Origin of the sequence: Klebsiella sp. BIGb0149, from assembly GCF_004362605.1 — a bacterium.
In the GTDB taxonomy this organism is placed as follows: Bacteria; Pseudomonadota; Gammaproteobacteria; order Enterobacterales; family Enterobacteriaceae; genus Klebsiella; species Klebsiella terrigena.
Map to the genome: position 1 here is coordinate 114,531 of NZ_SNYG01000002.1, position 25,207 is coordinate 139,737.

The 25,207-nt window shown below is 56.7% G+C and carries 22 protein-coding genes and 1 other RNA gene; 9 read left to right on the forward strand and 14 right to left on the reverse strand.

What is annotated here, in order from left to right:
• Window positions 1-24: 24 nt before the first annotated feature.
• Window positions 25-435, reverse strand: a complete 411-nt coding sequence (gene menI / locus EDF75_RS07260) for a 1,4-dihydroxy-2-naphthoyl-CoA hydrolase (RefSeq protein WP_133598199.1) — start codon at window positions 433-435, stop codon at window positions 25-27.
• Complete coding sequence (gene ydiJ / locus EDF75_RS07265) at window positions 432-3,488, reverse strand: D-2-hydroxyglutarate dehydrogenase YdiJ (RefSeq protein WP_133598201.1); 3,057 nt, start codon at window positions 3,486-3,488, stop codon at window positions 432-434. Before ydiJ ends, menI begins: the two co-directional genes overlap by 4 nt.
• A 322-nt stretch (window positions 3,489-3,810) precedes the next feature.
• Between ydiJ and ydiK the strand changes: the two genes are divergently transcribed.
• On the forward strand, window positions 3,811-4,935 hold the full coding sequence (ydiK, locus tag EDF75_RS07270) for an AI-2E family transporter YdiK (RefSeq protein ID WP_133598203.1): 1,125 nt from the start codon (window positions 3,811-3,813) through the stop codon (window positions 4,933-4,935).
• A 184-nt stretch (window positions 4,936-5,119) separates the two neighbouring features.
• An RNA gene (gene rprA / locus EDF75_RS07275) (antisense sRNA RprA) lies at window positions 5,120-5,227 on the forward strand.
• A 53-nt stretch (window positions 5,228-5,280) separates the two neighbouring features.
• Here the strand turns inward: rprA and EDF75_RS07280 are convergent.
• The 4 genes from EDF75_RS07280 to ppsA form a co-directional block, all read right to left on the reverse strand.
• Entirely contained in the window at window positions 5,281-5,580 is a 300-nt protein-coding gene (locus tag EDF75_RS07280; protein ID WP_227503252.1) for a DUF1493 family protein, read from the reverse strand.
• Window positions 5,580-6,032 (reverse strand): STM2901 family protein, encoded by a 453-nt coding sequence (locus EDF75_RS07285; RefSeq protein ID WP_133598206.1) that lies wholly within the window; start codon window positions 6,030-6,032, stop codon window positions 5,580-5,582. The genes EDF75_RS07280 and EDF75_RS07285 overlap by 1 nt, the downstream gene beginning before the upstream one ends.
• 11 nt (window positions 6,033-6,043) lie before the next feature.
• On the reverse strand, window positions 6,044-6,526 hold the full coding sequence (locus EDF75_RS07290; RefSeq protein WP_133598208.1) for an Hcp family type VI secretion system effector: 483 nt from the start codon (window positions 6,524-6,526) through the stop codon (window positions 6,044-6,046).
• A gap of 469 nt (window positions 6,527-6,995) precedes the next feature.
• Window positions 6,996-9,374: a phosphoenolpyruvate synthase gene (ppsA, locus tag EDF75_RS07295; RefSeq protein WP_123708287.1), complete on the reverse strand. Its 2,379-nt coding sequence runs from the start codon at window positions 9,372-9,374 to the stop codon at window positions 6,996-6,998.
• Window positions 9,375-9,714: 340 nt separating this feature from the next.
• Here ppsA and ppsR point away from each other — a divergent pair, with 340 nt between their 5' ends.
• The 3 genes from ppsR (at window position 9,715) to hemP (ending at window position 12,100) form a co-directional block, all read left to right on the forward strand.
• The gene (ppsR, locus tag EDF75_RS07300) at window positions 9,715-10,548 is read left to right on the forward strand and encodes a posphoenolpyruvate synthetase regulatory kinase/phosphorylase PpsR (RefSeq protein WP_133598210.1); all 834 of its coding nucleotides are present in this window, start codon (window positions 9,715-9,717) and stop codon (window positions 10,546-10,548) included.
• Between the two features lie 154 nt (window positions 10,549-10,702).
• On the forward strand, window positions 10,703-11,749 hold the full coding sequence (aroH, locus tag EDF75_RS07305) for a 3-deoxy-7-phosphoheptulonate synthase AroH (protein WP_133598212.1): 1,047 nt from the start codon (window positions 10,703-10,705) through the stop codon (window positions 11,747-11,749).
• A 171-nt stretch (window positions 11,750-11,920) separates the two neighbouring features.
• Window positions 11,921-12,100 carry a hemin uptake protein HemP gene (hemP, locus tag EDF75_RS07310; protein ID WP_166646147.1) on the forward strand — a complete coding sequence of 60 codons (180 nt, stop codon included), beginning with the start codon at window positions 11,921-11,923 and terminating at the stop codon, window positions 12,098-12,100.
• 52 nt (window positions 12,101-12,152) lie between these two features.
• On the opposite strand, the gene selO is transcribed toward hemP, so the two are convergent.
• The 4 genes from selO to EDF75_RS07330 all read right to left on the reverse strand — a co-directional run bounded on the left by selO (window position 12,153) and on the right by EDF75_RS07330 (window position 15,966).
• Window positions 12,153-13,595 carry a protein adenylyltransferase SelO gene (gene selO, locus EDF75_RS07315; RefSeq protein WP_133598216.1) on the reverse strand — a complete coding sequence of 481 codons (1,443 nt, stop codon included), beginning with the start codon at window positions 13,593-13,595 and terminating at the stop codon, window positions 12,153-12,155.
• 524 nt (window positions 13,596-14,119) lie between these two features.
• A complete protein-coding gene (locus tag EDF75_RS07320) occupies window positions 14,120-14,584 on the reverse strand; it encodes an NlpC/P60 family protein (RefSeq protein WP_041146044.1) in 465 nt (154 codons plus the stop codon).
• 81 nt (window positions 14,585-14,665) lie between these two features.
• Complete coding sequence (gene btuD / locus EDF75_RS07325; protein ID WP_133598217.1) at window positions 14,666-15,415, reverse strand: vitamin B12 ABC transporter ATP-binding protein BtuD; 750 nt, start codon at window positions 15,413-15,415, stop codon at window positions 14,666-14,668.
• On the reverse strand, window positions 15,415-15,966 hold the full coding sequence (locus EDF75_RS07330) for a glutathione peroxidase (RefSeq protein WP_045858875.1): 552 nt from the start codon (window positions 15,964-15,966) through the stop codon (window positions 15,415-15,417). Before EDF75_RS07330 ends, btuD begins: the two co-directional genes overlap by 1 nt.
• A 225-nt stretch (window positions 15,967-16,191) precedes the next feature.
• On the opposite strand from EDF75_RS07330, the gene EDF75_RS07335 reads away from it, so the two are divergent.
• Window positions 16,192-16,992, forward strand: a complete 801-nt coding sequence (locus EDF75_RS07335) for a MetQ/NlpA family ABC transporter substrate-binding protein (protein WP_133598220.1) — start codon at window positions 16,192-16,194, stop codon at window positions 16,990-16,992.
• Window positions 16,993-17,054: 62 nt separating this feature from the next.
• Here the strand turns inward: EDF75_RS07335 and btuC are convergent, their stop codons facing one another.
• Window positions 17,055-18,041, reverse strand: a complete 987-nt coding sequence (gene btuC, locus EDF75_RS07340) for a vitamin B12 ABC transporter permease BtuC (protein WP_133598221.1) — start codon at window positions 18,039-18,041, stop codon at window positions 17,055-17,057.
• Between the two features lie 133 nt (window positions 18,042-18,174).
• Window positions 18,175-19,608, reverse strand: coding sequence for a gluconate:proton symporter (locus tag EDF75_RS07345; RefSeq protein WP_133598223.1), 1,434 nt, complete (start codon window positions 19,606-19,608; stop codon window positions 18,175-18,177).
• Window positions 19,609-19,885: 277 nt separating this feature from the next.
• Here EDF75_RS07345 and admX point away from each other — a divergent pair, with 277 nt between their 5' ends.
• The 3 genes from admX to EDF75_RS07360 are packed head-to-tail and all read left to right on the forward strand — an operon-like array spanning window position 19,886 to window position 22,454.
• Window positions 19,886-20,800, forward strand: a complete 915-nt coding sequence (gene admX / locus EDF75_RS07350; protein ID WP_133598225.1) for an HTH-type transcriptional regulator AdmX — start codon at window positions 19,886-19,888, stop codon at window positions 20,798-20,800.
• A gap of 50 nt (window positions 20,801-20,850) precedes the next feature.
• Window positions 20,851-22,104 carry a D-amino acid dehydrogenase gene (locus tag EDF75_RS07355; RefSeq protein ID WP_133598227.1) on the forward strand — a complete coding sequence of 418 codons (1,254 nt, stop codon included), beginning with the start codon at window positions 20,851-20,853 and terminating at the stop codon, window positions 22,102-22,104.
• Window positions 22,101-22,454: a RidA family protein gene (locus tag EDF75_RS07360; protein WP_133598229.1), complete on the forward strand. Its 354-nt coding sequence runs from the start codon at window positions 22,101-22,103 to the stop codon at window positions 22,452-22,454. Before EDF75_RS07355 ends, EDF75_RS07360 begins: the two co-directional genes overlap by 4 nt.
• Window positions 22,455-22,509: 55 nt before the next feature.
• Here the strand turns inward: EDF75_RS07360 and ihfA are convergent, their stop codons facing one another.
• Window positions 22,510-22,809, reverse strand: coding sequence for an integration host factor subunit alpha (gene ihfA, locus EDF75_RS07365; RefSeq protein WP_004102960.1), 300 nt, complete (start codon window positions 22,807-22,809; stop codon window positions 22,510-22,512).
• Between the two features lie 4 nt (window positions 22,810-22,813).
• Window positions 22,814-25,201 carry a phenylalanine--tRNA ligase subunit beta gene (gene pheT / locus EDF75_RS07370; protein ID WP_133598231.1) on the reverse strand — a complete coding sequence of 796 codons (2,388 nt, stop codon included), beginning with the start codon at window positions 25,199-25,201 and terminating at the stop codon, window positions 22,814-22,816.
• Window positions 25,202-25,207: the final 6 nt, after the last annotated feature.

Genomic DNA, 25,207 nt, shown 5'->3' on the forward strand with positions numbered 1-25,207 from the left:
TCACTTCAGGCAATGAGTGCGGTCTTAAACCACCGCCGTAGTGAGCCGCGATGAGCAGCACAGACGCCCCTGCTCGTCGGATATTTCAATCTGCCACACCTGATGGCGAGACCCGACGTGCAGTGCTTTACAGACGCCACGCACCCGACCGCCGCGAACCGAACGGATATGGTTAGCGTTAACTTCCAGCCCCACCACCTTTTGCTCGCCTTCGCTGCATAAATAGCCGGCAACCGAACCCAGCGTTTCGGCCAGCACCACCGACGCGCCGCCGTGCAGCAGGCCGAACGGCTGATGGGTTCGGCTGTCTACCGGCATCGTGGCTTCAAGGGTGTCATCGCTAAACACATCGAAGCGGATATCCAGCAGGCCCACCATATTGCCCTCGCCCATGCCGTTGAGCTGTTCCAGCGTTGTCTGACGTTTCCAAATCATCCAATAATCTCCAGCAGCGCCTGCAGCGGGTGACGTACGCCGCTGCCTTCAATACGCTTAACCTGACTACGACAGGAGTAGCCGGTCACCAGACAGCGGTTGCGCGGCAAACGCTGAATCGCCTGTTGCCAGGAAAGCGCGTAAATCGCCAGCGAGTTGGCATGGTTTTTAACCTCATGGCCGTAGGTTCCGGCCATGCCACAGCAGCCCACGCTGACGTTTTCCAGCTTCGCGCCAAAGCGCGCAAAGATTTCGGCCCACTGTTTCGGGGCCGCCGGGAGCGCCGTGACCTCCGTGCAGTGGCCAAACAGATACCACGCCTCGCCGCCGTTATCCTGCACCGCGGTTTCAGGCAGGGCCCGCGGCAGCCATTCATGCACCAGCATCACGCGGAAGTCGCCGCGCTTATCGCCCAGCGTCTGGTTGTATTCATCGCGATAGCACAGCACCAGGGCCGGATCGACGCCGACCATCGGGATCTCGAGCTGCGCCATCCGGTTGAGGAAGTCCGCCGTTTTCTGCGCCGTACGGGCGAAACGCGACAGGAAGCCTTTAATATGCTGCGCCTTACCGTTTGGTGAAAACGGCAGCAGCACCGGCTGATAGCCGACTTTTTCCACCAGCCGGATAAAATCAGCCACCACCTGCGCATCGTAGTAGCTGGTGAACGGATCCTGCACCACCAGCACCATTTTGGCCTTTTGCTCGGCGCTCAGCGCTTCAAGCTGCTCCAGCGTCATATTCGCCGAACGGTGGCCGACCATTTGCTGCTTCAGCGACGGCGTAGAGAGCAGCGGTAAATCCACCATCCCGATGTGCTTCTCCGACAGCTTGCGCATCCACGGCTGGTTAATGAAGAAGTTAAAGGTTTTCGGCGCCTGCGCCATCAGCGGCGCGTAGGATTCCACCGTCGCCACCAGATGGTCGCGAACCGGGCGCAGATAGCGGCTGTGGTAAAGCTGCAGGAAGCGCGAACGGAACTCAGGAACGTCGATTTTAATCGGACACTGGGTAGAACAGGCTTTACAGGCCAGGCAGCCGGACATCGCCTCTTTGACCTCATGGGAGAAGTCATACTCGCCCTTGCGCGCGTGCCAGCTGTTGCGGGTGCGCTCGATAAGCTCGCGCAGGCTAGCGCGTTTCTCCGCCAGCTGGCTCTCCAGCTGATTGGGATCGATACCCCGATCGGCCAGCAGACGCAGCCATTCGCGCACCAGCGTTGCCCGGCCTTTCGGCGAATGGATGCGATGATTGCTCACCTTCATCGACGGGCACATCGGGCTTTTAACATCAAAGTTAAAGCACAGGCCGTTACCGTTACACTCCATCGCCCCGCGCCATGAGCTGCGTACGGCGATAGGGATCTGGCGATCGAAGGTGCCGCGTTTCACCGCGTCCACCTTCATCATCGGCGCATCGACGCCTTCCGGCGGGCAGATTTTACCCGGGTTAAGGCGGTTATCCGGGTCAAATGCCGCCTTCACCTTCCGCAGCTCGCCGTAGAGCTCGTCGCCAAAGAACGCAGGGCTGTACTCGGCGCGGAACCCTTTCCCGTGCTCACCCCACAGCAGGCCGCCGTATTTGGCCGTCAGGGCGACCACTTCATCGGAGATCTGCTTCATCAGCACTTCCTGCCGGGGATCGCACATATCCAGCGCCGGGCGCACGTGCAGCACCCCGGCATCAACGTGACCAAACATGCCGTAGCTCAGGCCGTGGGCGTCCAGCAGCGCGCGAAACTCGACGATGTAATCCGCCAGATGCTCCGGCGGCACGCAGGTATCTTCGGCAAAGGGAATCGGTTTAGCCGCGCCCTTCGCGTTACCCAGCAGCCCTACCGCCTTTTTACGCATCGCATAGATACGCTCAACGCCGTCCAGCTCGCCGCATACCTGCCAGCCGATGACGCCGGCTTCGCCCTGGGCGATCAGCCGCTCCAGGCGCTGACACAGCGAAGCCACCTGGCCGTCGATCAGCTCGACGTCATCGCCGGAAAACTCGACGATGTTCAGCCCCAGCATCTCTTTATCCGGCACGTCGGCGATCAGTTCGCTGACCGAGTGCCAGACGATATCCTCGCGCGCGAGGTTGAGCACCTTCGAGTCGACGGTTTCCACCGACAGCGCGTTGGCCGCCACCATAAACGGCGCATTGCGCAGCGCCGAGTCAAACGAATCATACTTAACGTTCACCAGCCGACGCACCTTCGGCAGCCGGGTGATGTCGAGACGCGCTTCGGTAATAAACGCCAGCGTCCCTTCCGAACCGGTTAATACCCGCGTCAGGTCGAATTCGCTGAGATCGTCATTAAAGACGTGGCGCAGATCGTAGCCGGTCAGGAAGCGGTTAAGCCTGGGGAATTTATCGATAATCAGCTGGCGCTGCGCTTTGCAGCGCTGGTAGACGGTGCGATAAATACGACCGATTGCCGACTGCTCGTTCGCCAGGGTTTCTGCCAGGGCTGCGGGAATGGCCTGGGTATCCAGAATATCGCCCCCCATCAGCACCGAGCGCACGCCCAGCACGTGATCGGAGGTTTTACCGTACACCAGCGACCCCTGGCCGGAGGCATCGGTATTGATCATTCCGCCGAGGGTGGCGCGGTTGCTGGTTGACAGCTCCGGCGCGAAAAAGTAGCCGTACGGCTTAAGATATTGGTTGAGCTGATCTTTAATGACCCCGGCTTCGACCCTAACCCAGCCTTCTTGCGGGTTAATTTCGATAATGCGGTTCATATAGCGGGACATATCAACCACGATTCCCGCATTCAGCGACTGGCCGTTGGTGCCGGTGCCGCCGCCGCGTGGCGTAAAGACCAGCGTTTTAAAACGCTCATCCGCCGCCACTCTCGCCAGCAGCGCGACGTCCGCCGTGGAGCGGGGGAATAAAATCGCGTCCGGCAGCAGCTGATAAATGCTGTTATCCGTCGCCATCGTCAGCCTGTCGGCATAGCTGGTGGCGGTATCGCCGGTAAAACCTTGTTGCTCCAGTACCTGCAAAAAATTCAATACCAGCTGAACGACGCCTGGTGCTTGAGAAATTTGTGGGATCATAACGCTTGACCCTGCCTGACTATGTTGTGTTGTAAAAACTTCATCCTTCGGAGCGCTTTCGTCAGCCGATTTTGCTGCGCCGAACGTTGACTTAGGCAAACGTCGCGAGCTTTCACCTGCCGGTTCGAGGTATCCTGGATGATTTTGCGTGTGGGTAACTAAACGATTGCGTAGTGCAGTCAACTTTTTATCACATTTTTTTCATATGCGCCCACCAGATTTATGTGCAGAATCAGGCTCGTGAAATTATTGGTATTATTATCCGTATATGGAATTACGCTGCGTCAGGCTTTTGGCGCCACTGGAAAGGTAAAATTTCTCTATGATTAACGAGCGTCAGCCCCGGGATATACCGCAGGTTCTGCTATCGGTGCTGTTTTTGTCCCTGATTATTGTTTCCTGCCTGTGGGTCGTACAGCCCTTTATTCTGTCATTTGCCTGGGCGGGCACCGTGGTCATTGCCACCTGGCCGGTTCTTCTCCGCCTGCAGCGGCTGCTGTTTGGCAAACGCGCCCTCGCGGTGCTGATAATGACCGTGCTCTTATTCCTGCTGTTCGTTATCCCGATCGCGCTGCTGGTCAACAGCCTGGTCGATAACAGCGCGCCGCTGATTAAAATGTTTACCACCGGTAGCGTGAGCCTGCCGGATTTTGCCTGGCTGAACAGCATCCCGCTGATTGGCGGCAAGCTCTACTCCGCATGGCATGGCCTGCTGGATATGGGGGGCGCGGCGATCATGGCCAAAATTCGGCCCTATATCGGCACCACCACCACCTGGTTTGTTGGGCAGGCGGCACACATTGGCAAGCTGCTGGTCTACTGCGGACTGATGCTGCTGTTTAGCGCCCTGCTCTACTGGCAGGGTGAAAAGGTGGCCTATGGATTCCGCTATTTCGCCACCCGCCTGGCGGCCAAGCGCGGCGACGCCGCGGTACTGCTGGCAGGACAGGCCATTCGCGCCGTGGCGCTGGGGGTGGTGGTTACCGCGCTGACTCAGGCGGTACTGGGCGGTATCGGCCTGGCGGTCACCGGCGTGCCTTACGCCGCGCTGCTGACGGTGGTGATGATCTTCACCTGCCTCGTTCAGCTGGGGCCGTTGATTGTGCTCATCCCGTCCATTATCTGGCTGTACTACAGCGGCGATACTACCTGGGGCACCGTGCTGCTGGTGTGGAGCTGCGTGGTAGGGACCATGGATAACGTCATCCGTCCGGTGCTTATCCGCATGGGTGCCGACCTGCCGATGATCCTGATCCTCTCCGGCGTTATCGGCGGCCTGATTGCCTTTGGCATGATTGGCCTGTTTATCGGCCCGGTCCTGCTCGCCGTATCATGGCGGCTGTACGACGCCTGGGTGCACGAAGTTCCACCGCCGCCGAAAGACCCCGATCGGGTGCTGGCCGAGCTCACCGAGCTTAATGCCGGCAATATCAAAAGCAACAAGTAGGCCCTGACAGCGCATATCAAGGCGGGGAAACCCGCCTTAAACATAAATAAACCTTATACATTCATGCCTGCCTGACGCCCTCACCGTCCCTTTCGCTACATATCCCCCGCATATTCTTCACTTCAATTTAACTATTGAGAGGAATCCGATCGACGCAAAAAGTCCCCGTGTCTACTATATGAGCACGGTTATAAATCAACACCTTGATTTATAAGCATGGAAATCCCCTGAGTGAAACAACGAATTGCTGTGTGTAGTCTTTGCCCATCTCCCACGATGGGCATTTTTTTTCCTGAAATCCCAACGCGGACACCGCTATAGAGCGCCTCCTGATGGAGACTTTTCTTACTCATAGAGCCATACACCAGCCCTGGCAGATTCAATAATCATTTCTACGGTAAGTGGTTTAAGCTTTCTTTCAGGAGGCTTACCCTTCCACCAGGGGCGTTCAGGCTCGAAGTAATGATATAAATTGAAGCCATCATACCTGATATTGTATCGGGTAAATAAATCAATGAGCATTTCTTCTAGTTCTTCATCGACGAAATTGAAATACTCTTGAAACGTCCAGTTTTTCTGTACTGGCTGTTTTCTTTCACTGTACTTATCGGTGAGATATTGAAGTATCTCTCTTTCATCAACCATCAGAAATATGTCCACCCTATACGATCTGAAGCCCTTACAATAATGTTATATTTGTTTCTTGTATCTTTAGCAACGTGCATCATAATGACTACGGCCTGTGCATAGCCAAGATACGGAACGGCACGCCCGATAACTGTACCAATTTTAGTTGTATATCTTGTATTTCCAAAACCAACGGATGTTGCTACGCGAATATTTTCAGGAAAACGTCTATCCTTAAATATTCGACGCGCCATTTTTGATGCAATGCTGGTCCGAGACGTTGATTTGCCCAATCCTTTAGGCTTAGGTAAAATAGGCTGGCCGGATAAAATCATAGCAGCCGTTTCTATTGCAATACCGGTACGACTGGAAAAAATCTCCAGAAAAATAAGCCAAAACAACTCTTCCCGCGCAACATTAGCGTGGCCGTGATAGAAGTAGGTGCCGTTAAGCTCTTCAGTCGTGTCCATGCAGCCCTCCGTTACGCCGTCTGACGCTGGTTCCACGCATCAGTATGCATAATATTGCCATCGCAGTGTTTCCACGTAATTTTCTCGTAGCGAAGCTCCAGGGTTTCCATATGATTCTCATTCGGGTTGTCTGGTGAAGCCATAGAGGGAGAAATAGAGACGATCCGGACCTCCTCAAGAAACATGTTGAAATACTCAACCTCCTGACCAGCATCATTGATTTTGTACCATTTAATCTCTGCTGAAGTCAGATTTTGCCCCGTACTTACCGCTTTATAAAGATATGGACTGGAGTAATCGAACTCTTTCACTAACAGCATCGGTGAATGCATTCGTGTACCTGTTACTTTCCCTGTCGCATTATCAGTAGGAATCATTAAGTTGTGATGAAACCCCTTAATTTCAATGCTGGACTCTCGATTAATAACATCGACGCCTCCTCTAATAAGCGCACCGCCATCATCTTTCAGCCATAAACAAGCAGGAATTGCCATGATTTTTAGCCCTCTCCTAAGTTGAGGTCATAATAAATCACAGAAGTGAACACAACCTCAAGAATTATATATTATAGAAAAATCAAAATATACATATCGATGAATTAAAGCAGCGCCATCATAATTCTGATGAATCAAGTTGCGACATAATTTACTTTTTTAATAATTTTACCTGTATCTACGGAGACGCAGTTATTTAGTCTGGTTATCTCTTGTTTCCTTCGCCACAGTTGAACAGCCTATGGCCGCCATCTCCTTCTGTACGTCCCGATACGCTATGTTTCCTTTTCCATCGCTGTATAATGCGTTCAGCCTTGATATAGCTACCTGGCAGGAAGGGCGCAGGCGCATCAGGAAAACAAACTGTTCTTTCCGCTTCACGTGCCTGGCCGCAAAATACCTAATCAGGAGGCCATTAAAATAAAAAACCCCGCCATTAGCGGCGGGGTTTGCATGGGCAAAGGGTGCGTTATTTGTTGAGCTCAGCCAGACCAAGCCAGGTTTGCACCACGGTATCCGGGTTCAGGGACAGGCTATCAATCCCCTCTTCCATCAGCCAGGCAGCAAAGTCCTCATGGTCGGACGGCCCCTGCCCGCAAATACCGACATATTTACCCTGCTTCTTCGCCGCGCGAATCGCCATCGACAGCAGCGCTTTCACCGCATCGTTACGTTCGTCAAACAGCTCAGAGACGACGCCGGAGTCGCGGTCAAGGCCAAGTGCCAGCTGCGTCATATCGTTCGAACCGATAGAGAAGCCGTCAAAGTACTCAAGGAACTGCTCCGCCAGCAGGGCATTGGACGGGATTTCACACATCATGATAATTTTGAGGCCATTTTCGCCGCGCTTCAGGCCCTGACGCTCCAGCTCTTCCACCACCGCTTTCGCCTGGGCGACGGTGCGGACGAACGGCACCATGATCTCGACGTTGCTCAGCCCCATGTCGTTACGCACGCGCTTAACCGCATCACACTCCAGCGCAAAGCAGTCGCGGAAGCTGTCGGAAACGTAGCGGCCGGCGCCGCGGAAGCCGAGCATGGGGTTCTCTTCTTCCGGCTCATAACGCTCGCCGCCCACCAGGTTGGCGTATTCGTTAGATTTAAAGTCGGACAGACGCACGATAACGCGTTTTGGATAGAATGCCGCACCCAGCGTGGCGATCCCTTCCGTCAGGCGACCGACGTAGAACTCTCTCGGTGAATCGTAGCCCTTCATCAGCTCGCGGATTTCGTTCTGCAGGCCAGGCTCCTGGTCATCGAACTCCAGCAGCGCGCGCGGATGAACGCCAATCATTCGGTTGATGATGAACTCCAGACGCGCCAGGCCTACGCCTTCGTTTGGCAGACAGGCAAAGTCAAACGCCCGATCCGGGTTACCGACGTTCATCATAATTTTCAGCGGCAGGTCGGGCATTTCGCCCACGCTGGAGCTCTTGATGCTGAAATCCAGCAGCTCAGCATAAACGTAGCCGGTATCGCCTTCCGCACAGGAGACGGTCACGTTCTGGTTTTCCTGAATGCGGTCGGTCGCGTCGCCGCAGCCTACCACCGCCGGGATCCCCAGCTCACGGGCGATAATCGCCGCGTGGCAGGTACGCCCGCCGCGGTTGGTCACGATGGCCGCCGCTTTCTTCATGATCGGTTCCCAGTCCGGGTCGGTCATGTCGGTAACCAGGACGTCGCCCGGCTCGATGCGGTTCATCTCGCTGATATCATGGATAACCTTCACCGGACCCGCGCCAATGCGGTGGCCGATGGCACGCCCTTCAGCGACAATCTGCCCCTGAGCATGCAGCGTATAGCGCTCCATGACCTGGCCGCGGGAGCGCACGGTTTCCGGACGGGCCTGGACGATAAACAGCTCGCCGGTATGGCCATCTTTCGCCCACTCGATATCCATCGGACGTCCGTAGTGCTTCTCAATCTGCACCGCCTGCTTCGCCAGCGCCTGCACTTCCTCGTCGGTCAACGAGAAAATATCGCGCTGCGCCTGCGGCACATCCTCGATGCGCACCTGCTTACCGTGCTCCTGGGTCGGCGCGTAAATCATGCGGATCTTTTTCGATCCCATGGTCCGGCGCACGATAGCAGGACGGCCAGCTTCCAGCGTTGGCTTATGGACGTAGAACTCATCCGGGTTTACCGCGCCCTGTACCACCATTTCTCCCAGGCCCCAGGCAGAGGTGATAAACACCACCTGGTCGAAACCGGATTCGGTATCGATGGAGAACATGACGCCGGACGAGGCGAGGTCGGAGCGGACCATGCGCTGCACCCCGGCGGAAAGCGCCACGCCGCGGTGATCGTAACCCTGATGCACGCGATAGGAGATCGCACGATCGTTAAACAGCGAAGCAAACACGTGCTTCACTGCGACGAGCACGGCATCGAAGCCCTGCACGTTGAGGAATGTCTCTTGCTGCCCGGCGAAGGAGGCATCGGGCATATCCTCGGCAGTGGCGGAGGAGCGCACGGCAAAAGAGGCCTCAGCGTTGTCGGCGGACAGCTGCTTATAGGCATCGCGAATTGCGTCTTCCAGTTCGCTCTGGAACGGGGTATCGATGATCCACTGACGGATCTGTCCCCCCGCTTTCGCTAATGCGGAAACGTCGTCAATGTCGGTTTTATCCAGCAGTTCATAAATGCGCTGGTTTACGCCGCTTTGGTCCAGGAACTGATTGAAGGCATCAGCGGTGGTGGCAAATCCGTTCGGTACGCTAACACCCATACCGGACAGATTAGTGATCATTTCACCAAGGGAGGCATTTTTGCCCCCAACTCTGTCTACATCATTCATGCCGAGTTGGTTATACCAAAGCACCAGCGGTGACGAGCCATTGTTGGACATCGAGACAATCCTTTTGTGATTTAATACCAGTGATAAAAAACTCACGATCAACTACGGGATTTATCCTGACATATTTACGCGGCTGAAAAAAACGGTGAATCGTTCAAGCAAATTATTTTTTCTTTTTTAGGACAGTTCACCTGATATAGCTAACTCAATGATTCTTCACAAATCTGCTGAAATAAGAGACAAAAAATAACCAGCCGGCAAAAATGAACCTACCTTTTCATTAAAAATAAAAATAGCGTTTCATTTTTAAAGTGAGACAAAACATAAACGGATATGCTTAAATTTAATAACTGCTTTCAGGTAATTAAACTCATTATACCGGATGGTCAAAATGGAAAGTGCTGTAGATCGCCACGTATTTTATATTTCCGACGGGACGGCCATTACCGCCGAGGTGCTGGGGCACGCGGTGATGTCGCAGTTTCCGGTCGCTATCAGCAGCGTTACCCTGCCTTTCGTGGAGAATGTCAGCCGGGCGCGGGCGGTGAAGGAGCAAATCGACGCGATCTATGAGCAAAGCGGCATCCGTCCGCTGGTCTTCTACTCCATCGTGATCCCGGAAATTCGCGACATTATCACGCAAAGCGAAGGATTTTGTCAGGATATCGTGCAGGCGCTGGTGGCGCCGCTGCAGCAGGAGCTGCGGCTCGACCCCACGCCGATCGCTCATCGTACCCACGGCCTGACGCCGGGTAACCTGAACAAGTACGATGCGCGTATTGCCGCCATTGACTACACCCTCGCCCACGACGATGGCATCTCGCTGCGCAATCTCGATCAGGCGCAGGTGATCCTGCTGGGGGTCTCGCGCTGCGGCAAAACGCCGACCAGCCTCTATCTGGCCATGCAGTACGGTATCCGCGCCGCCAACTATCCGTTTATCGCCGACGATATGGATAATTTAATCCTGCCCGCCTCGCTCAAACCGCTACAGCACAAGCTGTTCGGCCTGACGATTAACGCTGAGCGCCTGGCGGCGATCCGCGAAGAGCGTCGGGAAAACAGCCGCTATGCTTCAATGCGTCAGTGCCGAATGGAGGTCACCGAGGTGGAGGCCCTGTACCGCAAAAATAAAATTCCCTGCCTGAATAGTACCAACTATTCAGTAGAGGAAATCGCGACGAAAATCATGGATATCATGGGGCTGAATCGAAGAATGTACTAACACACTAGTACATTATTGAAAATTTGTTTATGCTATCACCCGTGGCCTATACAGGATCATCCCCCGCTCTTGCAATAAGCGGGGATTGGTTTATCGTGATGCGCATCACTTCCCGGCAGTTTCGTCGCGGAAGAAACAGATTTTTGAGACCCCAATGAATAAAACAGACGAACTGCGTACCGCGCGCATTGAAAGCCTGGTAACGCCTGCGGAGCTGGCCCAGCGGCATCCCGTGTCTGCCGATGTCGCGGCACACGTCTCCGCTTCCCGCCGCCGAATTGAAAAGATCCTTAACGGCGAAGATCGCCGCCTGCTGGTGATTATTGGCCCATGTTCCATTCACGATACCGAGGCCGCGCTGGAGTATGCGCGCCGCCTGCAGGCGATGCGCGAGCGCTACCAGCCGCAGCTGGAAATCGTGATGCGCACCTATTTTGAAAAACCGCGTACCGTTGTCGGCTGGAAGGGTTTGATCTCCGACCCTGACCTGAACGGCAGCTATCGGGTCAATCACGGCATCGAAGTCGCGCGTCGCCTGCTGCTGCAGATCAACGAGCTGGGCGTGCCGACCGCCACTGAATTCCTCGATATGGTGACCGGACAGTTTATTGCCGATCTGATCGGCTGGGGCGCCATCGGCGCGCGCACTACCGAGAGCCAAATCCACCGTGAAATGGCCTCCGCGCTCTCCTGCCCGGTCGGATTCAAAAACGGCACCGATGGCAACACGCGCATCGCCGTTGATGCGATTCGCGCATCCCGCGCCAGCCATATGTTCCTCTCTCCGGACAAGCAGGGTCAGATGACCATCTATCAGACCAGCGGCAACCCTTACGGGCATATCATTATGCGCGGCGGCAAACGGCCAAATTATCATGCGGCGGATATTAGCGCCGCCTGCGATGCGCTGCGCGAGTTTGATCTGCCGGAGCAGCTGGTGGTGGACTTCAGCCACGGCAACTGCCAGAAGCAGCATCGTCGCCAGCTGGAAGTGTGCGAGAACGTGTGTCAGCAGATCCGCGACGGTTCGACGGCTATCGCCGGCATCATGGCGGAAAGCTTCCTCAAGGAAGGGACGCAGAAAGTGGTCGCCGGGCAGCCGCTGACCTGGGGCCAGTCGATTACCGACCCGTGCCTGAGCTGGGAAGACAGCGAGCGCCTGCTGGCTGAACTGGCTGCGGCAACCGCCACTCGCCTGTAGGCTTACTCTCCCACCGCGCCTGCGGTGGGAATCCTCCCACGCGGCAGAATATCCCCACCGCTAACCTGCCAAATATAGTACTTTGATAAAAAACGCTTGCCGTGAAAATTAACATTACTGATAATAATTATCATTGTTACTTTTATTTTTATTTTTGGTGCTATGACGCGAATGGATAACACTGCCACAGCTGAAAAAACAAAAGACAATGCCCCTTACCCTGTCGCCACGGATCGCAAAATTTGCAGCCGGGTGCTGCTCGGTCCCGAAGGTCGGGTAGTTATCGAGCATGACGGCCAGCGCTATCTGCTGCGTCAAACCCATGCCGGCAGGCTGATCCTGACAAAATAGCCCTCCCCGCCGCCTGGCGCGAGGAGAGCACGCCCCCGATTGCATTGACGCATCAGCTGGAGCAGCTGACTTCCAGCCCTTTTCCCCAGTCCGGCGGGCGGCTGACGTAATCATCTTCCCGGTCGATAAACGGCTGAGCCAGCGCCTCGTGCAGCCGCTCCAGTTCGCCGGTATTCCCCTGTTCCGCCTGTTCGATAGCCCGCTGCGCCAGCCAGTTACGCAGCACCAGCGCCGGGTTGACGGCACGCATATGCTGCTGGCGCCGCGCATCATCAATCTGCTCATCACGCAAGCGCGCGCGATAGCCGTCAAACCAGCTATCAAAGGCGGCGCGATCGATAAACTCATCGCGCAGCGGCGAGGCGGCGCTGAGCTGCTCGCTGGCGCTCAGCATCCTGAAGGTACGGGTGTAATCGCTGCCTTCGCGCATCATCAGCGCAAACAGGCCGTCCAGCAGATCGTTATCGCCCTGCTGCGGGGTAAACAGGCCAAGCTTGTCGCGCATGCGGCGGCCGTAGGCGCTCAGCAGCGCGTGCTGGTAGCCATCCAGGGCGGCGTTTAGCGCATCGGCGCTGATGAACGGCGACAGCGACTGCGCCAGACGCTGCAGATTCCACAGCCCTACCGCCGGCTGATTCTCAAAGCTATAGCGCCCCTGATAATCCGAATGGTTGCAGATGAAATCAGGCTTGAAGTCATCGAGGAACCCGTACGGGCCGTAGTCCATCGTCAGGCCGAGAATAGACATGTTATCGGTATTCATTACCCCATGCGCAAAGCCTACCGTTTGCCAGCTGGCGATAAGCGTCGCCGTTCTGGTGACAACGTCACGGAACCACAGAATGTACTTATCCGCTTCTCCGTCGAGCTCGGGCCAGTGGTGACGAATCACGTAGTCGGCCAGCTGCTGCACCTTTTCCGCCTCCCGGCGATAGTAGAAATGCTCGAAGTGGCCAAAGCGCACGTGGCTCTCAGCGATGCGCATCAGCATCGCTCCCTGCTCGACGGTTTCACGATACACCGGCGTGTCGCTGGTCACGATCGACAGCGCGCGGGTGGTGGGTATGCCCAGAGCGTGTATCGCTTCCGATGCCAGGCCTTCGCGGATCGTCGAGCGCAGCACGGCGCGCCCGTCGCCCATTCGCGAGTAGGGCGTGAGTCCGGCGCCCTTCAGGTGCCAGTCCATCCGCCGGCCATCGGGCAGCTGCTGCTCGCCCAGCAGGATCCCGCGGCCGTCGCCAAGCTGTCCGGCCCAGGAGCCGAACTGATGGCCGCTATAGACCTGCGCCAGCGGTGACATGCCGGGTAGCAGCGCTTCGCCACCCCATACGCCGGCGCCCGTTGACGGCTGAAATAGCGCCTCAGGCACGCCCAGGGTCTGCGCCAGCGGCGCGTTGTGCCAGATCGGCCGCGCGTTGCTCAGCGGCGTCGGGGTCAGGGCGGTATAGAAATCTGGCAGTTCATCACGCCAGTGGGTTGTAAAAGACAGGGTCATGGGTTCCTCCGGCCTTCAGTGTAGTGCCTTCAACAAAGTATTAACACGGGCGAATGACAGGGTTATCAACATAAAAGTGGGGTAAGCCGAAGGTCCTGTGCTTGCCAGCCAGGCGATTTTTGTCTCATCCATCGCTACACTCCCGCCGAACACTACCGCAATGATGGGCTCCAGTGACGGAAAGGCGTGCAGCGGGGCCCTGGCTCCCCGCTGAAATCGGCGAACCGAAGGCCGAAAGACAAGGGCTGGCCGCCAGGGATGGCGGCAAGAGGCGAATCGAGACAGGAGCGAGCCCCGGAACGGGCGAGCAGGTCGAGTTGAGCCGACCGCAGGCTGCAGGCCGGGAGGTGAGCGCAGTGCGCAGCACCGATTTCCGTGCGGGACCGCGGGGATTGTTAAGGGGAAGACGGTTATCTTCCCCTTAACCCGGTCACCTGGCAGCGAGGCCGCATGTTCTGCCAGACGTCCGGTGAACGGAACACCTCACGGCCGACCGACGTGAACCCGGTAAACCGCGCGTGACGCTATATTCTCCGCGCCTGCCAGAATTTTTTATTCCAGTACACGTTATTCAGCGACGAGCGCGTAACGCCGTTGCTGGTCGAAGCATGGATAAACTGGTTATCGGTATCGTAGATCCCTACGTGCAAACCGCTCTCTCCTGAGCCGGTCTTGAAGAACACCAGATCCCCGGGCAGCAGTTCGCTTTTATCAATACGGGTGCCGATCTCTGCCTGCTCGCGGGTTTCACGCGGCAGCTGCATGGAAAACTTATCGCGAAAGGTTCTCACCACAAAGCCGGAACAGTCCACCCCGCGCGGCGTCATCCCACCGTAGCGATACGGCGCCCCCCGCCAGTTCCGCAGCTGATCGTTAAGATTAGCGATGACGGTAATAGAATCCGCAAGCCGGGGATTGGGCGGCGGCGCCCGGTGACTGCTGCAGCCTGCCAGAAATAGTGCCGTCAAAAGAATGAACCACAAGCGCATCTCAGACGATTCCTCTGTTCCTTATCTTATTGTCAGGATAATTTAGCTGGTTTATCAATGAACTGGCAAGCTTGCTTCGCGCTACTGTGACGCGATGAGCATAAAATGACCGCCAAACGCCACCCGCTGGAAAGAAATCGCATAGGCGGCGGTTAAATTCTCTTCGGTCAATACCTCTGAGGTATAACCACAGGCTATCGTTTTTCCCCGGCAGATAAGCCATGCCCGCTGCGCGTGCCGTAGCGTGTGGTTGAGATCGTGACTGCTCATAACCACCGAGATCCCCGCCGCGCACAGTTCGCTGAGAACGCCGTCGAGCGCGGCCTGCTGCGCTACGTCGAGGCTGTTCATCGGCTCATCGAGAAGCAGCAGCTGTCCCGCAGGGTTGGCCAGCGGATCGATTTGCAGAATGACCGCCGCCAGCCGCACGCGCTGCCACTCGCCGCCCGAAATCTGATTGACCTGACGCCCAAGCTTATCGCTCAGCCCCAGCCTCTCGGCCACCGCGCCGAGCAGATCGCTCCGCGCGTTATTTTGCAGATGCAGCGACAGGTAGTGCCAGACCGGCATCGCGAAGGGCGGCGCCTGATGCTGGTTGAGGTAAGCACGATGCCGCGCCAGCTCGGAGGCCGGCCACGTTTTAAGCGGCCGCTCGTTGAGGATGATGCGCCCGGGCCCCGTCGTCAGGCCGGCCATGCGCATGAGCAGCGTGCTCTTCCCGGCCCCGTTCGGCCCGACGATATGGATCATTTCTCCCGGTCGAACCTCGGCGCTAAACGCTGCCAGCCGCCCCGGCTCTTCTACGTCCTGTAGCTGCATCAAAAACGGCATTATTTCGCTAAAGCTCCTTTAATCGCCGCCAGCAGCAGCGGATCGTTCGGCGCCATATCGGGCGAGAAGCGTTGGATAGTCTGGCCATCGGCGCTCAGGAGGAACTTTTCGAAATTCCATAAAATATCGCCATCGTTCTGCGGCGCGCGGCCTTTGCTTGCCATCCGCTCGTAAAAACCGCTGCCTTCCGGCGCTACGGCCTGCGGGGCGGCCTCAACCAGCTTCTGGTATAGCGGATGACGATGTTCGCCGTTAACGTCAACTTTACTGAACAGCGGGAAGGTCACGCCATAGGTGGTGCTACAGAAGGTTTTGATCTCCTCCTCGCTGCCCGGCTCCTGTCCAAGGAACTGGTTACAGGGGAAACCCAGCACCGTGAAGCCGTCATTCTCAAGCTCCTGCTGCAGCGCTTCCAGCTGTTCATACTGCGGCGTCAGGCCGCATTTTGAGGCCACGTTAACGATTAACAGCGCTTTACCCGCATAGGCGTTAAGCGTCGTTTTCTCGCCATCGATAGTGGTAACTTCGGTATCAAGAATAGTGTGTTGCATAGCCTTCCCTCTGTGAATAAAAGCGATTTCTGGTTCAGGTGATCCCTATCTACTGTAGCGGATTGAGGCGCGGTCATTGTACTTTGAATTGCCTGAGCGGCATACCGTACCGTGCCCGTGCGGCAACATGAATTCCTCTCAATAGGGACGTCGCGCAATTCAGTGTACAGTGTTAAACGGATGTAATAGCATTTCGTTAATGATTAATTTAAGAGAGTTTTATAGATGAAGAAGCTGTTGAGTTCGGTACTGATTGCCTCATCGGTTGTGCTGTTATCGGCCTGCTCCCCTGACGATAGTAATAAGGTCAAAGTGGCGATCAATACCGGTCCGGATGAGGCTATCTGGAAAGTCGTTGAGCAGGTTGCGAAGGACAAATATAACCTCGACGTCGAGGTTATCTCCTTTAATGATTACGTCCTGCCTAACGAAGCGTTAAATAATAAAGACGTCGACGCTAACGCCTTCCAGACGCTGCCCTACCTCGAAGCGCAGTCGAAAGAGCGTGGCTACAAGTTTGCCGTCGTCGGCAAAACCTTTGTTTTCCCTATCGCCGCCTACTCTCGCAAGATAAAAAATATCAGCGAGCTGCCGGATGGTGCGACGGTGTCTATTTCTAACGAGACCACGACCCTGGGGCGCAGCCTGCTGCTGCTGCAGGCGCAGGGCCTGATCAAGCTGAAAGATGGCGTCGGCTACCTGCCAACGGCGCTGGACATTATCGACAATCCGAAGCATTTGAAAATTGTCGAAGTGGACAGCCCGCAGCTGCCGCGTACCCTGGACGATCCTGACGTTAGCCTGTCGATTATTAACACCAACTTCTCGGCGCAGGTTGGCCTGTCCGCCGCGCGGGATGGTCTGTTTATGGAAGGTCAGGACTCGCCGTACGTGAACGCCATCGTGTCTCGCGAAGATAATAAAGACAGCAAAAAAGTTCAGGAGCTGAAAGAGGCGTTCCAGACTAAAGAGGTCGCCGACAAAGCGCTGGAAGTTTATAAAGGCGATGCCATCAAAGGGTGGTAATAGCACTTAATCTGCGCATCGGCAGGCGATAGACGCCCTGCCGATGCGCCTGGATTCGGCGCTTATTGCGCGTGCACGGACTTCAGCAGCAGCCAGATAAACACCGGCGCGCCCAGCGTCGCGGTCACCACGCCGATCGGCAGCTCCGCCGCCGACAGCGCCAGGCGGGCGACGATATCGGCGCCTAACAGCGCACTGGCCCCTGCAAGCATGCAGGCCGGCAGCAGAACGCGATGATCGCTTAAGCCGCATAGCCGCAGGATATGCGGGATCACCAGGCCAATAAAACCGATGGCTCCGGCCAGCGCCACGCTGACCCCCACCAGCCAACCGGTGGCGACCACCAGCAGCTTACGCCACAGCCACAGCGGTAAGCCCAGCTGGCGAGCCGATACCTCTCCCAGAGCCAGCATATTCAGCGGCTGCGACTGCAGCCCCACCCAGGCCAGCACCGGCAGAAGCGCCAGCATCAGCCACAGCTGCTGCCAGTCTACGCCGCCAAAGCCGCCCATCATCCAGTACATCAGCTGACGTAAATCGAACGAGGTGGAAAAATAGACGGCCCAGGTCATCAGCGCGCTGCAGATAATGCCCAGCGCAACGCCTGCCAGCAGCAGACGGCTGGTTGACAGGTGCCGACGGGCAAAGCGCAGCAGTATAAAGGTGATAACCAGCGCGCCGGCAATGGCGCATAGCCCCAGCACCCAGCCCGGGAGGAACCCTTTACCCAGCAGCACGGCGGCGATGAGACCGACCCCCGCGCCGTTAGAGACCCCCAGCAGCCCCGGCTCCGCCAGCGGGTTTTCGAACAACGCCTGCATGATCGCCCCGGAGAGCGCTAAAGCGGCGCCCACCAGCAGCACCGCCAGGGTGCGCGGCAGGCGAATTTGCCAGATGAAGAGCTGCCCCCTGGCGCTGAGCCACTCCTGCGGCGGGATCCAGAGATCGCCCGCGCAGAGGCTGGCGGCCATCATCGCCAGCAGCAGCAGCAGTAAAGCAACGAGCCAGCGCCGGCTTCGACGCTGTTGAATTTGAGCAAAGGTCTGCATAAATACCGGGATGCAAGAAAGAGATGTATTTGATTTTACGGTGGGTATTGCGGGGAGAAAAGCAAAACATCGGCTCATGGCGCATATCGGCGGACGCTAGCGGGCTGAATTGCGCTGCCCGCTAGCGCAGCTGTTACGCCAGGACCTGGAACAGCACGGCGAAGAGAACAATATTGGCCAGAACGATGGCCCAGCCGTTATAGAGCATATATTTCAAATGCGTGGACTGCGCCAACCCCATCTGTCCAAACATATCCGACGACGGAAAAGGGCCAAACCAGTCAACCTGCGATGATGCCAGCAGCACGGCGGTCGTCCCCTGCGGCGGGACGCCTGCCGCCATCAGCATCGGGCCGAAGATTTTATGGGTAAAGGTCATCTGCGCTACCGCCGCGCCGGGGACATGGCCAATAATATTAAAAGCAAAAATACTAAAGCACAGCCAGGCGGGAGAGATCCCCTCGAGCAGGGGCTGGGTGTAGTCCAGCAGCCCCTGGTAAGCGTGCAGCCCGTCCATCAGTTCAAGAATGGGGTTGTAGAGCCAGTACAGCAGGAACATCCACACCAGCCGACCGCAGCCGTGATACAGCGCCTGCAGGATCTGCGTTGGCCGCAGCCCCCCGACCAGGCCGGTAATCAGCGCCACCAGCAGCATCACGATAATAGCGAAGCTAAAGCCGGCCTTAATGACCACCCCCACCACCGCCATCACGATAATCGTGGCCGCAAAGGCCAGCGCGCTCAGCTTTCTGCGGCGGGTAAGAGTCGGGTTATTCTCATCCTGCGGCAGCTCAGCAAGGTTAACCTCATAGCGCAGCTTGCCCTCGGTCATTTTCTGGATACGCCCCGCCATGACCCAGCCGGCCAGCAGCGTGACGGCGCTCATCGGCAGACCGACATAGAGCAAATAGTCCGGATAGCTCAGGCCTCCAAGCTTAAGAATAGTCACCGTACTCGGGGTAAAGGGGCCGGTAAACAGCCCGATGGAACCGGCGGTAATCATCAGCGCGGCCACCGTTGGCGGCGTCAGGCGCACCGCAGCGGCGATGGGAATAATCACCGCGACGATAATAGCGTTACCGCCGGCCATGGTGCCCAGGGCGCCGCAAATCAGAATCGAGGAGGCAACGATACCAAATTTCACCCGCGTCTGGCTGGAGAGCCCGATGCGATGAACCACGAATTTCACCAGCTCTACCGCCGCGCCGGTGCGGGTAGCCACTTCCCCCACCCCGGCGCCGAGCATAATGATTAGCCCGACGGTGGCGATAAAAGAGCCGGTCGATTTCGCCAGCATCGCGCCCATTTCCGGCAGCCCGGTAGAGGTCATGATCATCGCAATAATAATTGATGAAATAACCGCCAGCACGATATCCACGCCAATAAGCGACAGCACGGCTAATGCCACCAGCGGGGTAAAACTGAGAAGTCCCAGCTCTGCGCTGGGGCGGCCATGACACCAAAATGCAATCAATAAAAACAGCCCTGACAGCAGGCCAATAACGATATTTTTTCTGCTAATAGTTCTTCGGGTAACAGGATTACCGGAGAGCGTTGAGTCACTCATACAACTCCTTGATGCCAATAAAACCAACCGCTATTTCAGGTCAGCGCATTTGGGCCAGCTCAGAAAATATCCCCCTCGTTATAATTGTTGGCGCGAAGGCCTGAGGGTTTGCGTAGGGACAACAGGTATTGTTCTGAGAATCGGATTATCCGCCTGCCGGCGGGGCAAAAAGCGCAATAAGTAAACAGAACGCTGATTGTGAATTGAATTTATGTTAATTTATTGTTATTAGAAAATGAATTTTTATCTGGCCCCTATAACCCTGAGTTAACCCCTGATGAAACTGCGTCACCTGGAAATTTTCCACGCCGTGATGACCTGCGGCACCCTTTCACGAGCAGCAGAGTCGCTGAATATCTCTCAACCGGCGGCCAGTAAGGCGCTCAAAAACGCCGAAACGAAGCTGGGTTTTAAGCTCTTTCAGCGCGTTCGCGGCAAGCTGCTGCCGAGCAGCGAAGCGCTGACGCTGTTCGAGAAGGCGCAGAATATCTACCAGGATCTGGATAATCTGCGCCTGCTTGCCGACAACCTGGCGCGCGACCCGCGGGCGAAAATTAGCCTCGGCTGTTTGCCCAGCCTCGGGCTGAGCCTGGTGCCGGAAATGGTGACCGACTTCTATCAGCAAAACGCGAATCTGGTGATGACCCTGACCACGGAACATACTGAGACATTGGTCAAGAAACTGGATCTGCGCGAGATCGATCTGGCCCTGACGCTCCAGCCGATTCAGCAGGGTGAAATCATCCCCACCACCATCGCCGAGGTGCCGCTGGTCTACATCGACCGCGACTACCGCCAGGGCGTGGTGGCGATCGATGAGATAGACCAGCAGCGCTGGATCTCTCCCGGCCCCCACTCGCTGTCGGCCGCCATTGCTACCCGTCGGGACTTCTCGACGACCCGCCTCAACGTTCAGACCTACTACATGGCAACTGAATTTGTTAAACGCGGCATGGGCTGTAGCATTACCGATATTTTTTCCGCGCGTCACAACCTGACCCCGACGATGATCCACCCTATTTCGCCGCCGATGACGATCCCTCTCTGCCTGCTGCGTCGGGCGGATGTTTCCCTGAGTCCGATTGCGCATAAATTTGTCGATTTTATCTGCCTGCAGCTGCGTAAACAGCTGCAGGAAATTAACCTGGGGTTATACCCTGAAAATAAAAAGTCAATTGCGCCGCAGGGGTAAATGCTTTGACATAGCGCCATTGCATTTATCAGCGGCGGATATCTCAGGTTATGAAAAAGCGCATTGTTATTATCGGTGGGGGCGTTATCGGGCTGGCGACGGCCTATGTATTCATTAAGCGCGGCCACGAGGTCCAGCTGCTGGAGCGCAATGCGAACCCCGGCCTGGCGACGAGCTTTGCTAACGGCGGCCAGCTCAGCTACCGCTACGTCGCACCGCTGGCCGACCGCGGCGTCCCGCTGCAGGGAATAAAATGGATGGGCAGGAGCGACTCGCCGCTCAATATGCGCCTGCGGATGTCGCCAGGCCAGTGGCGCTGGCTGCTGCAGTTCCTGCGTGCCTGCAACAGCCGGACCAATAAGGTGAACGGCGATCATATCCTTCGCCTGTCGCTGCTCAGCCGTCAGGTTATGCAGGCGTGGTTGAATGAGGATAATCTGAGCGACTTTCACTGGCGACGCTGCGGGAAATTAGTCGTCCATCGCCGGGAGTACGATCTGAATAAAGCGGAAACAGGGATCAATCCGCAATATCAGCGCTCCCTGAGCGGAGCCGAGTGTATCGAACTTGAACCCGCGCTCAGGCATATCCGCGCCTCGCTCTGCGGCGGTATTTATTCCCCCGGCGACGAAACTGCTGACTGTCATCAGTTTTGCCTGGCGCTGCTGGAGAAACTCAACGCCAGCGCCGGCTTTACCCTCACCGGCGACTGCGACGTTCGCCGTCTGAATAAAAAAGGCGGTCGTATTCACTCGGCGGAAACCAGCCGGGGAACGATTGTCGGCGATGATTTTGTGGTTGCCGCCGGCAATGGCAGCAGCCCGTTACTGGCTGGCACGGGAATTCACGTGCCGCTTTGCGGCCTGAAAGGCTACAGCCTGACGCTGCCCTATCCGGCCCAGGCCGGGATCGCGCCGGATATCAGCGTCACCGACTATGGGCACAAAATTGTCTATGCCCGCCTCGGAGAGCAGCTGCGTATCGCCGCGATGGTTGATATCGGCTACGACGGCGACGGGCTGCGCCCTGAGCGTATTGCGGCGTTGAAAAAAATTGTTGCCGGCAGCTTCCCCGAGCTTCAGGGCATTGAGGATGCGCAGGCCTGGAGCGGTATGCGCCCTTCTACGCCAGCCGGCCCTCCGCTGCTGGGACGCGCCGGCTACCAAAACCTGTGGATGAACCTCGGCCAGGGTAGCCTGGGCTTCACCCTTGCCGCCGGCAGCGCGGCGGTGCTCGGCGCCCTGCTTGATAGCGAAAACCCCGCCATCGCTTTAGATGGCCTGACATGGAAAAAATCAGCATGAACATTATCCGTAACAATCCGCAGCCGCGTCTTTCCGCCAGCGTCGAATATGGCAACCTGATCTTTTTATCGGGTCAAACCCCGAAAAGCAGCGAGGAGGATATTATTCAGCAGACGCGTGAAGTCTTAGAGAAAATCGACGCCCTGCTGGCGGCGGCCGGTAGCGACAGCGGGCACATTCTTTCCGCGCAGGTGTGGCTGAAAAACATGTCCCGCGATTTTGTCGGTTTTAACGAGGCCTGGGTTGCCTGGCTGCCGGAAGGCCACAGCCCGGCGCGCGCGGCCGTCCAGGCAGAGATGGCGCGCCCGGATATTCTCGTCGAAGTGATGGTCACTGCCGTAAAAGCCTGATCCTGAAAATGAAAAGAAAAAAGGCCGCATCAGCGGCCTTTTTAGTTAGTTCAGATTATTTGTCTCTGGGCGAAGCGTTTTCGACGCGGCTTTTAAGTTTCTGGCCGGGTCTGAAGGTCACCACGCGCCGGGCTGTAATCGGAATATCTTCCCCCGTTTTCGGGTTACGACCCGGGCGCTGGTTTTTATCACGCAAATCGAAGTTGCCGAACCCGGAGAGTTTTACCTGTTCTCCGTTTTCCAAAGCACGACGAACCTCTTCGAAAAACAACTCTACCAGTTCTTTGGCATCCCGCTTGCTAAGCCCAAGCTTATCAAACAGATATTCTGACATTTCAGCTTTTGTAAGCGCCATAGGTTCAATCCCTCAATGAGGCCTGGAATCGCTCTTTTAATGCCTCTACACATTTGGCGACGGTAGCGGCAATCTCCTCTTCTTCGAGTGTACGGCTGGTATCCTGAAGGATTAGGCTGATTGCAAGGCTCTTACTGCCTTCTGCAACGCCTTTACCGCGGTACACGTCAAATAAGTTTACGCCAACTACCTGATTTACGCCAACTTTCTTACACTCGGTCAAAACATCAGCTGCGGGTACGTTTTCAGCGACGACGACCGCGATGTCGCGACGGTTTGCCGGGAAACGAGAAATCTCGCGCGCCTGAGGCACCACGCGGTCTGCAAGCTTGTTCCACTCCAGCTCAAACGCCAAAGTGCGACCGTTCAGATCCAGTTTACGTTCCAGTTCAGGATGAACAACCCCAATGAAACCAATGCGTTCACCTTTCAGATAAATCGCTGCCGACTGTCCCGGATGCAGCGCGGCGTTCGCTTCTGCGCGGAATTCGATGGCGGATAATTTACCGGTCAGGTCAAGAACGGACTCCAGATCGCCTTTTAAATCATAGAAATCGACGGACTCTTTTGCCAGGTTCCAGTGCTCATCAACGCGATTACCGCAAATTACGCCGGCCAGCATCACGTCCTGACGGATCCCCAGCGGGGCCTCGGTATCAGGAACAAAGCGTAAACCGCTCTCAAAGATGCGCACGCGGCTCTGCTGGCGATTCTGGTTATACACCACGGTGCCCAGCAGGCCGGTCAGCAGCGACAGGCGCATCGCCGACATTTCGCTGGAGATTGGGCTTGGCAGGATCAGCGCCTCTTCACCCGGGTGAATCAGCTGCTGTACTTTCGGGTCAACGAAGCTATAGGTAATAACTTCCTGATAGCCTTTGTCGATGAGCAGGGTTTTCACGCGCTTAAGCGACAGGTTCGCCTCGCGGTGGGTACCCATAATCAGGCCAGCCTGGACCGGTTCGTCAGGAATGTTGTTATAGCCGTATACGCGGGCAACTTCTTCAACCAGATCTTCTTCGATCGCAATATCAAAACGCCAGCTCGGCGCGACGGCCAGCCACTGGCCTTCGCCCGCGGTCACTTCACAACCCAGGCGACTAAGAATATCGCTAACCTGAGCATCATCAATGTGATGGCCAATCAGGCGATCCAGCTTGCTGCGGCGCAGGGTAATGGTTGCCGCCTTCGGCAGGGTCGCGTCGTTGGTCACGTCGATCACCGGGCCGGCTTCGCCGCCGCAGATATCGATCAGCAGGCGGGTTGCACGCTCCAGGGCCTTGTGCTGCAGCGCCGGGTCGACCCCACGCTCGTAGCGGTGGGAAGCATCGGTGTGCAGGCCGTGACGGCGCGCGCGACCGGTGATAGACAGCGGGCTGAAGAATGCGCACTCCAGCAGCACGTTCTGCGTTTCGTCGTTCACGCCGGAGTGCTCGCCGCCAAAGATGCCGCCCATCGCCAGCGCCTTCTGATGGTCTGCGATAACCAGAGTGTCAACGTCGAGTTTGGCTTCGGAACCGTCCAGCAGCACCAGCGTTTCGCCCTCTTTCGCCATCCGCACCACGATGCCGCCTTCAATGCGGTCGCGGTCAAAGGCGTGCATCGGCTGGCCGAGCTCGAGAAGAACATAGTTGGTGACATCCACCACCGCATCGATGGAGCGAATGCCGCAGCGACGCAGCTTCTCTTTCATCCACAGCGGAGTGGGCGCTTTAACATTGATGCCTTTAACCACGCGTCCCAGGTAGCGCGGGCACGCGTCCGGCGCGTCGACGGTGATGGGCAGCGTATCGGCAATCGTCGCCGCTACCGGCGTAATTTCCGGTGCGTTCAGCGGCTCTTTATTCAGTACCGCCACGTCGCGAGCGACGCCGATGATACCTAAACAGTCGGCACGGTTCGGCGTCACGCTGATTTCAATGGTGTTGTCGTCAAACTTCAGATATTCACGGATATCGGTACCAATTGGCGCATCTGCCGGCAGTTCGATAATTCCGCTATGATCGTCGGAAACACCCAGCTCGGAAAACGAACACAGCATCCCTTCGGAAGGCTCACCGCGCAGTTTTGCTGCTTTAATTTTGAAGTCGCCCGGCAGTACGGCGCCGATAGTAGCAACCGCAACCTTCAGACCCTGGCGGCAGTTCGGCGCGCCGCACACGATATCCAGCAGGCGTTCGCCGCCGACGTTAATTTTGGTCACCCGCAGCTTGTCAGCGTTCGGATGCTGGCCACACTCGACGACTTCACCGACGACGACGCCGTTGAAGCTGCCGGCAACCGGCTCAACGCCGTCAACTTCGAGGCCGGCCATCGTAATCTGATTCGCCAGGGCTTCGCTGTCGATCGCCGGATTAACCCATTCGCGTAACCACAGTTCACTGAATTTCATTGTTCT

Coding starts and splice junctions, on each gene's coding strand:
- EDF75_RS07290 (WP_133598208.1), bottom strand. CDS start 6,526: ATGGCAATTCCTGCTTGTTTATGGCTGAAAGATGATGGCGGTGCGCTT.
- ihfA (WP_004102960.1), bottom strand. CDS start 22,809: ATGGCGCTTACAAAAGCTGAAATGTCAGAATATCTGTTTGATAAGCTT.
- EDF75_RS07345 (WP_133598223.1), bottom strand. CDS start 19,608: ATGAGTGACTCAACGCTCTCCGGTAATCCTGTTACCCGAAGAACTATT.
- aroH (WP_133598212.1), top strand. CDS start 10,703: ATGAATAAAACAGACGAACTGCGTACCGCGCGCATTGAAAGCCTGGTA.
- pheT (WP_133598231.1), bottom strand. CDS start 25,201: ATGAAATTCAGTGAACTGTGGTTACGCGAATGGGTTAATCCGGCGATC.
- btuD (WP_133598217.1), bottom strand. CDS start 15,415: ATGCCGTTTTTGATGCAGCTACAGGACGTAGAAGAGCCGGGGCGGCTG.
- EDF75_RS07335 (WP_133598220.1), top strand. CDS start 16,192: ATGAAGAAGCTGTTGAGTTCGGTACTGATTGCCTCATCGGTTGTGCTG.
- EDF75_RS07360 (WP_133598229.1), top strand. CDS start 22,101: ATGAACATTATCCGTAACAATCCGCAGCCGCGTCTTTCCGCCAGCGTC.
- hemP (WP_166646147.1), top strand. CDS start 11,921: ATGGATAACACTGCCACAGCTGAAAAAACAAAAGACAATGCCCCTTAC.
- btuC (WP_133598221.1), bottom strand. CDS start 18,041: ATGCAGACCTTTGCTCAAATTCAACAGCGTCGAAGCCGGCGCTGGCTC.
- menI (WP_133598199.1), bottom strand. CDS start 435: ATGATTTGGAAACGTCAGACAACGCTGGAACAGCTCAACGGCATGGGC.
- ppsR (WP_133598210.1), top strand. CDS start 9,715: ATGGAAAGTGCTGTAGATCGCCACGTATTTTATATTTCCGACGGGACG.
- ydiJ (WP_133598201.1), bottom strand. CDS start 3,488: ATGATCCCACAAATTTCTCAAGCACCAGGCGTCGTTCAGCTGGTATTG.
- EDF75_RS07330 (WP_045858875.1), bottom strand. CDS start 15,966: ATGCAACACACTATTCTTGATACCGAAGTTACCACTATCGATGGCGAG.
- selO (WP_133598216.1), bottom strand. CDS start 13,595: ATGACCCTGTCTTTTACAACCCACTGGCGTGATGAACTGCCAGATTTC.
- EDF75_RS07285 (WP_133598206.1), bottom strand. CDS start 6,032: ATGGACACGACTGAAGAGCTTAACGGCACCTACTTCTATCACGGCCAC.
- ydiK (WP_133598203.1), top strand. CDS start 3,811: ATGATTAACGAGCGTCAGCCCCGGGATATACCGCAGGTTCTGCTATCG.
- EDF75_RS07320 (WP_041146044.1), bottom strand. CDS start 14,584: ATGCGCTTGTGGTTCATTCTTTTGACGGCACTATTTCTGGCAGGCTGC.
- EDF75_RS07355 (WP_133598227.1), top strand. CDS start 20,851: ATGAAAAAGCGCATTGTTATTATCGGTGGGGGCGTTATCGGGCTGGCG.
- ppsA (WP_123708287.1), bottom strand. CDS start 9,374: ATGTCCAACAATGGCTCGTCACCGCTGGTGCTTTGGTATAACCAACTC.
- EDF75_RS07280 (WP_227503252.1), bottom strand. CDS start 5,580: ATGGTTGATGAAAGAGAGATACTTCAATATCTCACCGATAAGTACAGT.
- admX (WP_133598225.1), top strand. CDS start 19,886: ATGAAACTGCGTCACCTGGAAATTTTCCACGCCGTGATGACCTGCGGC.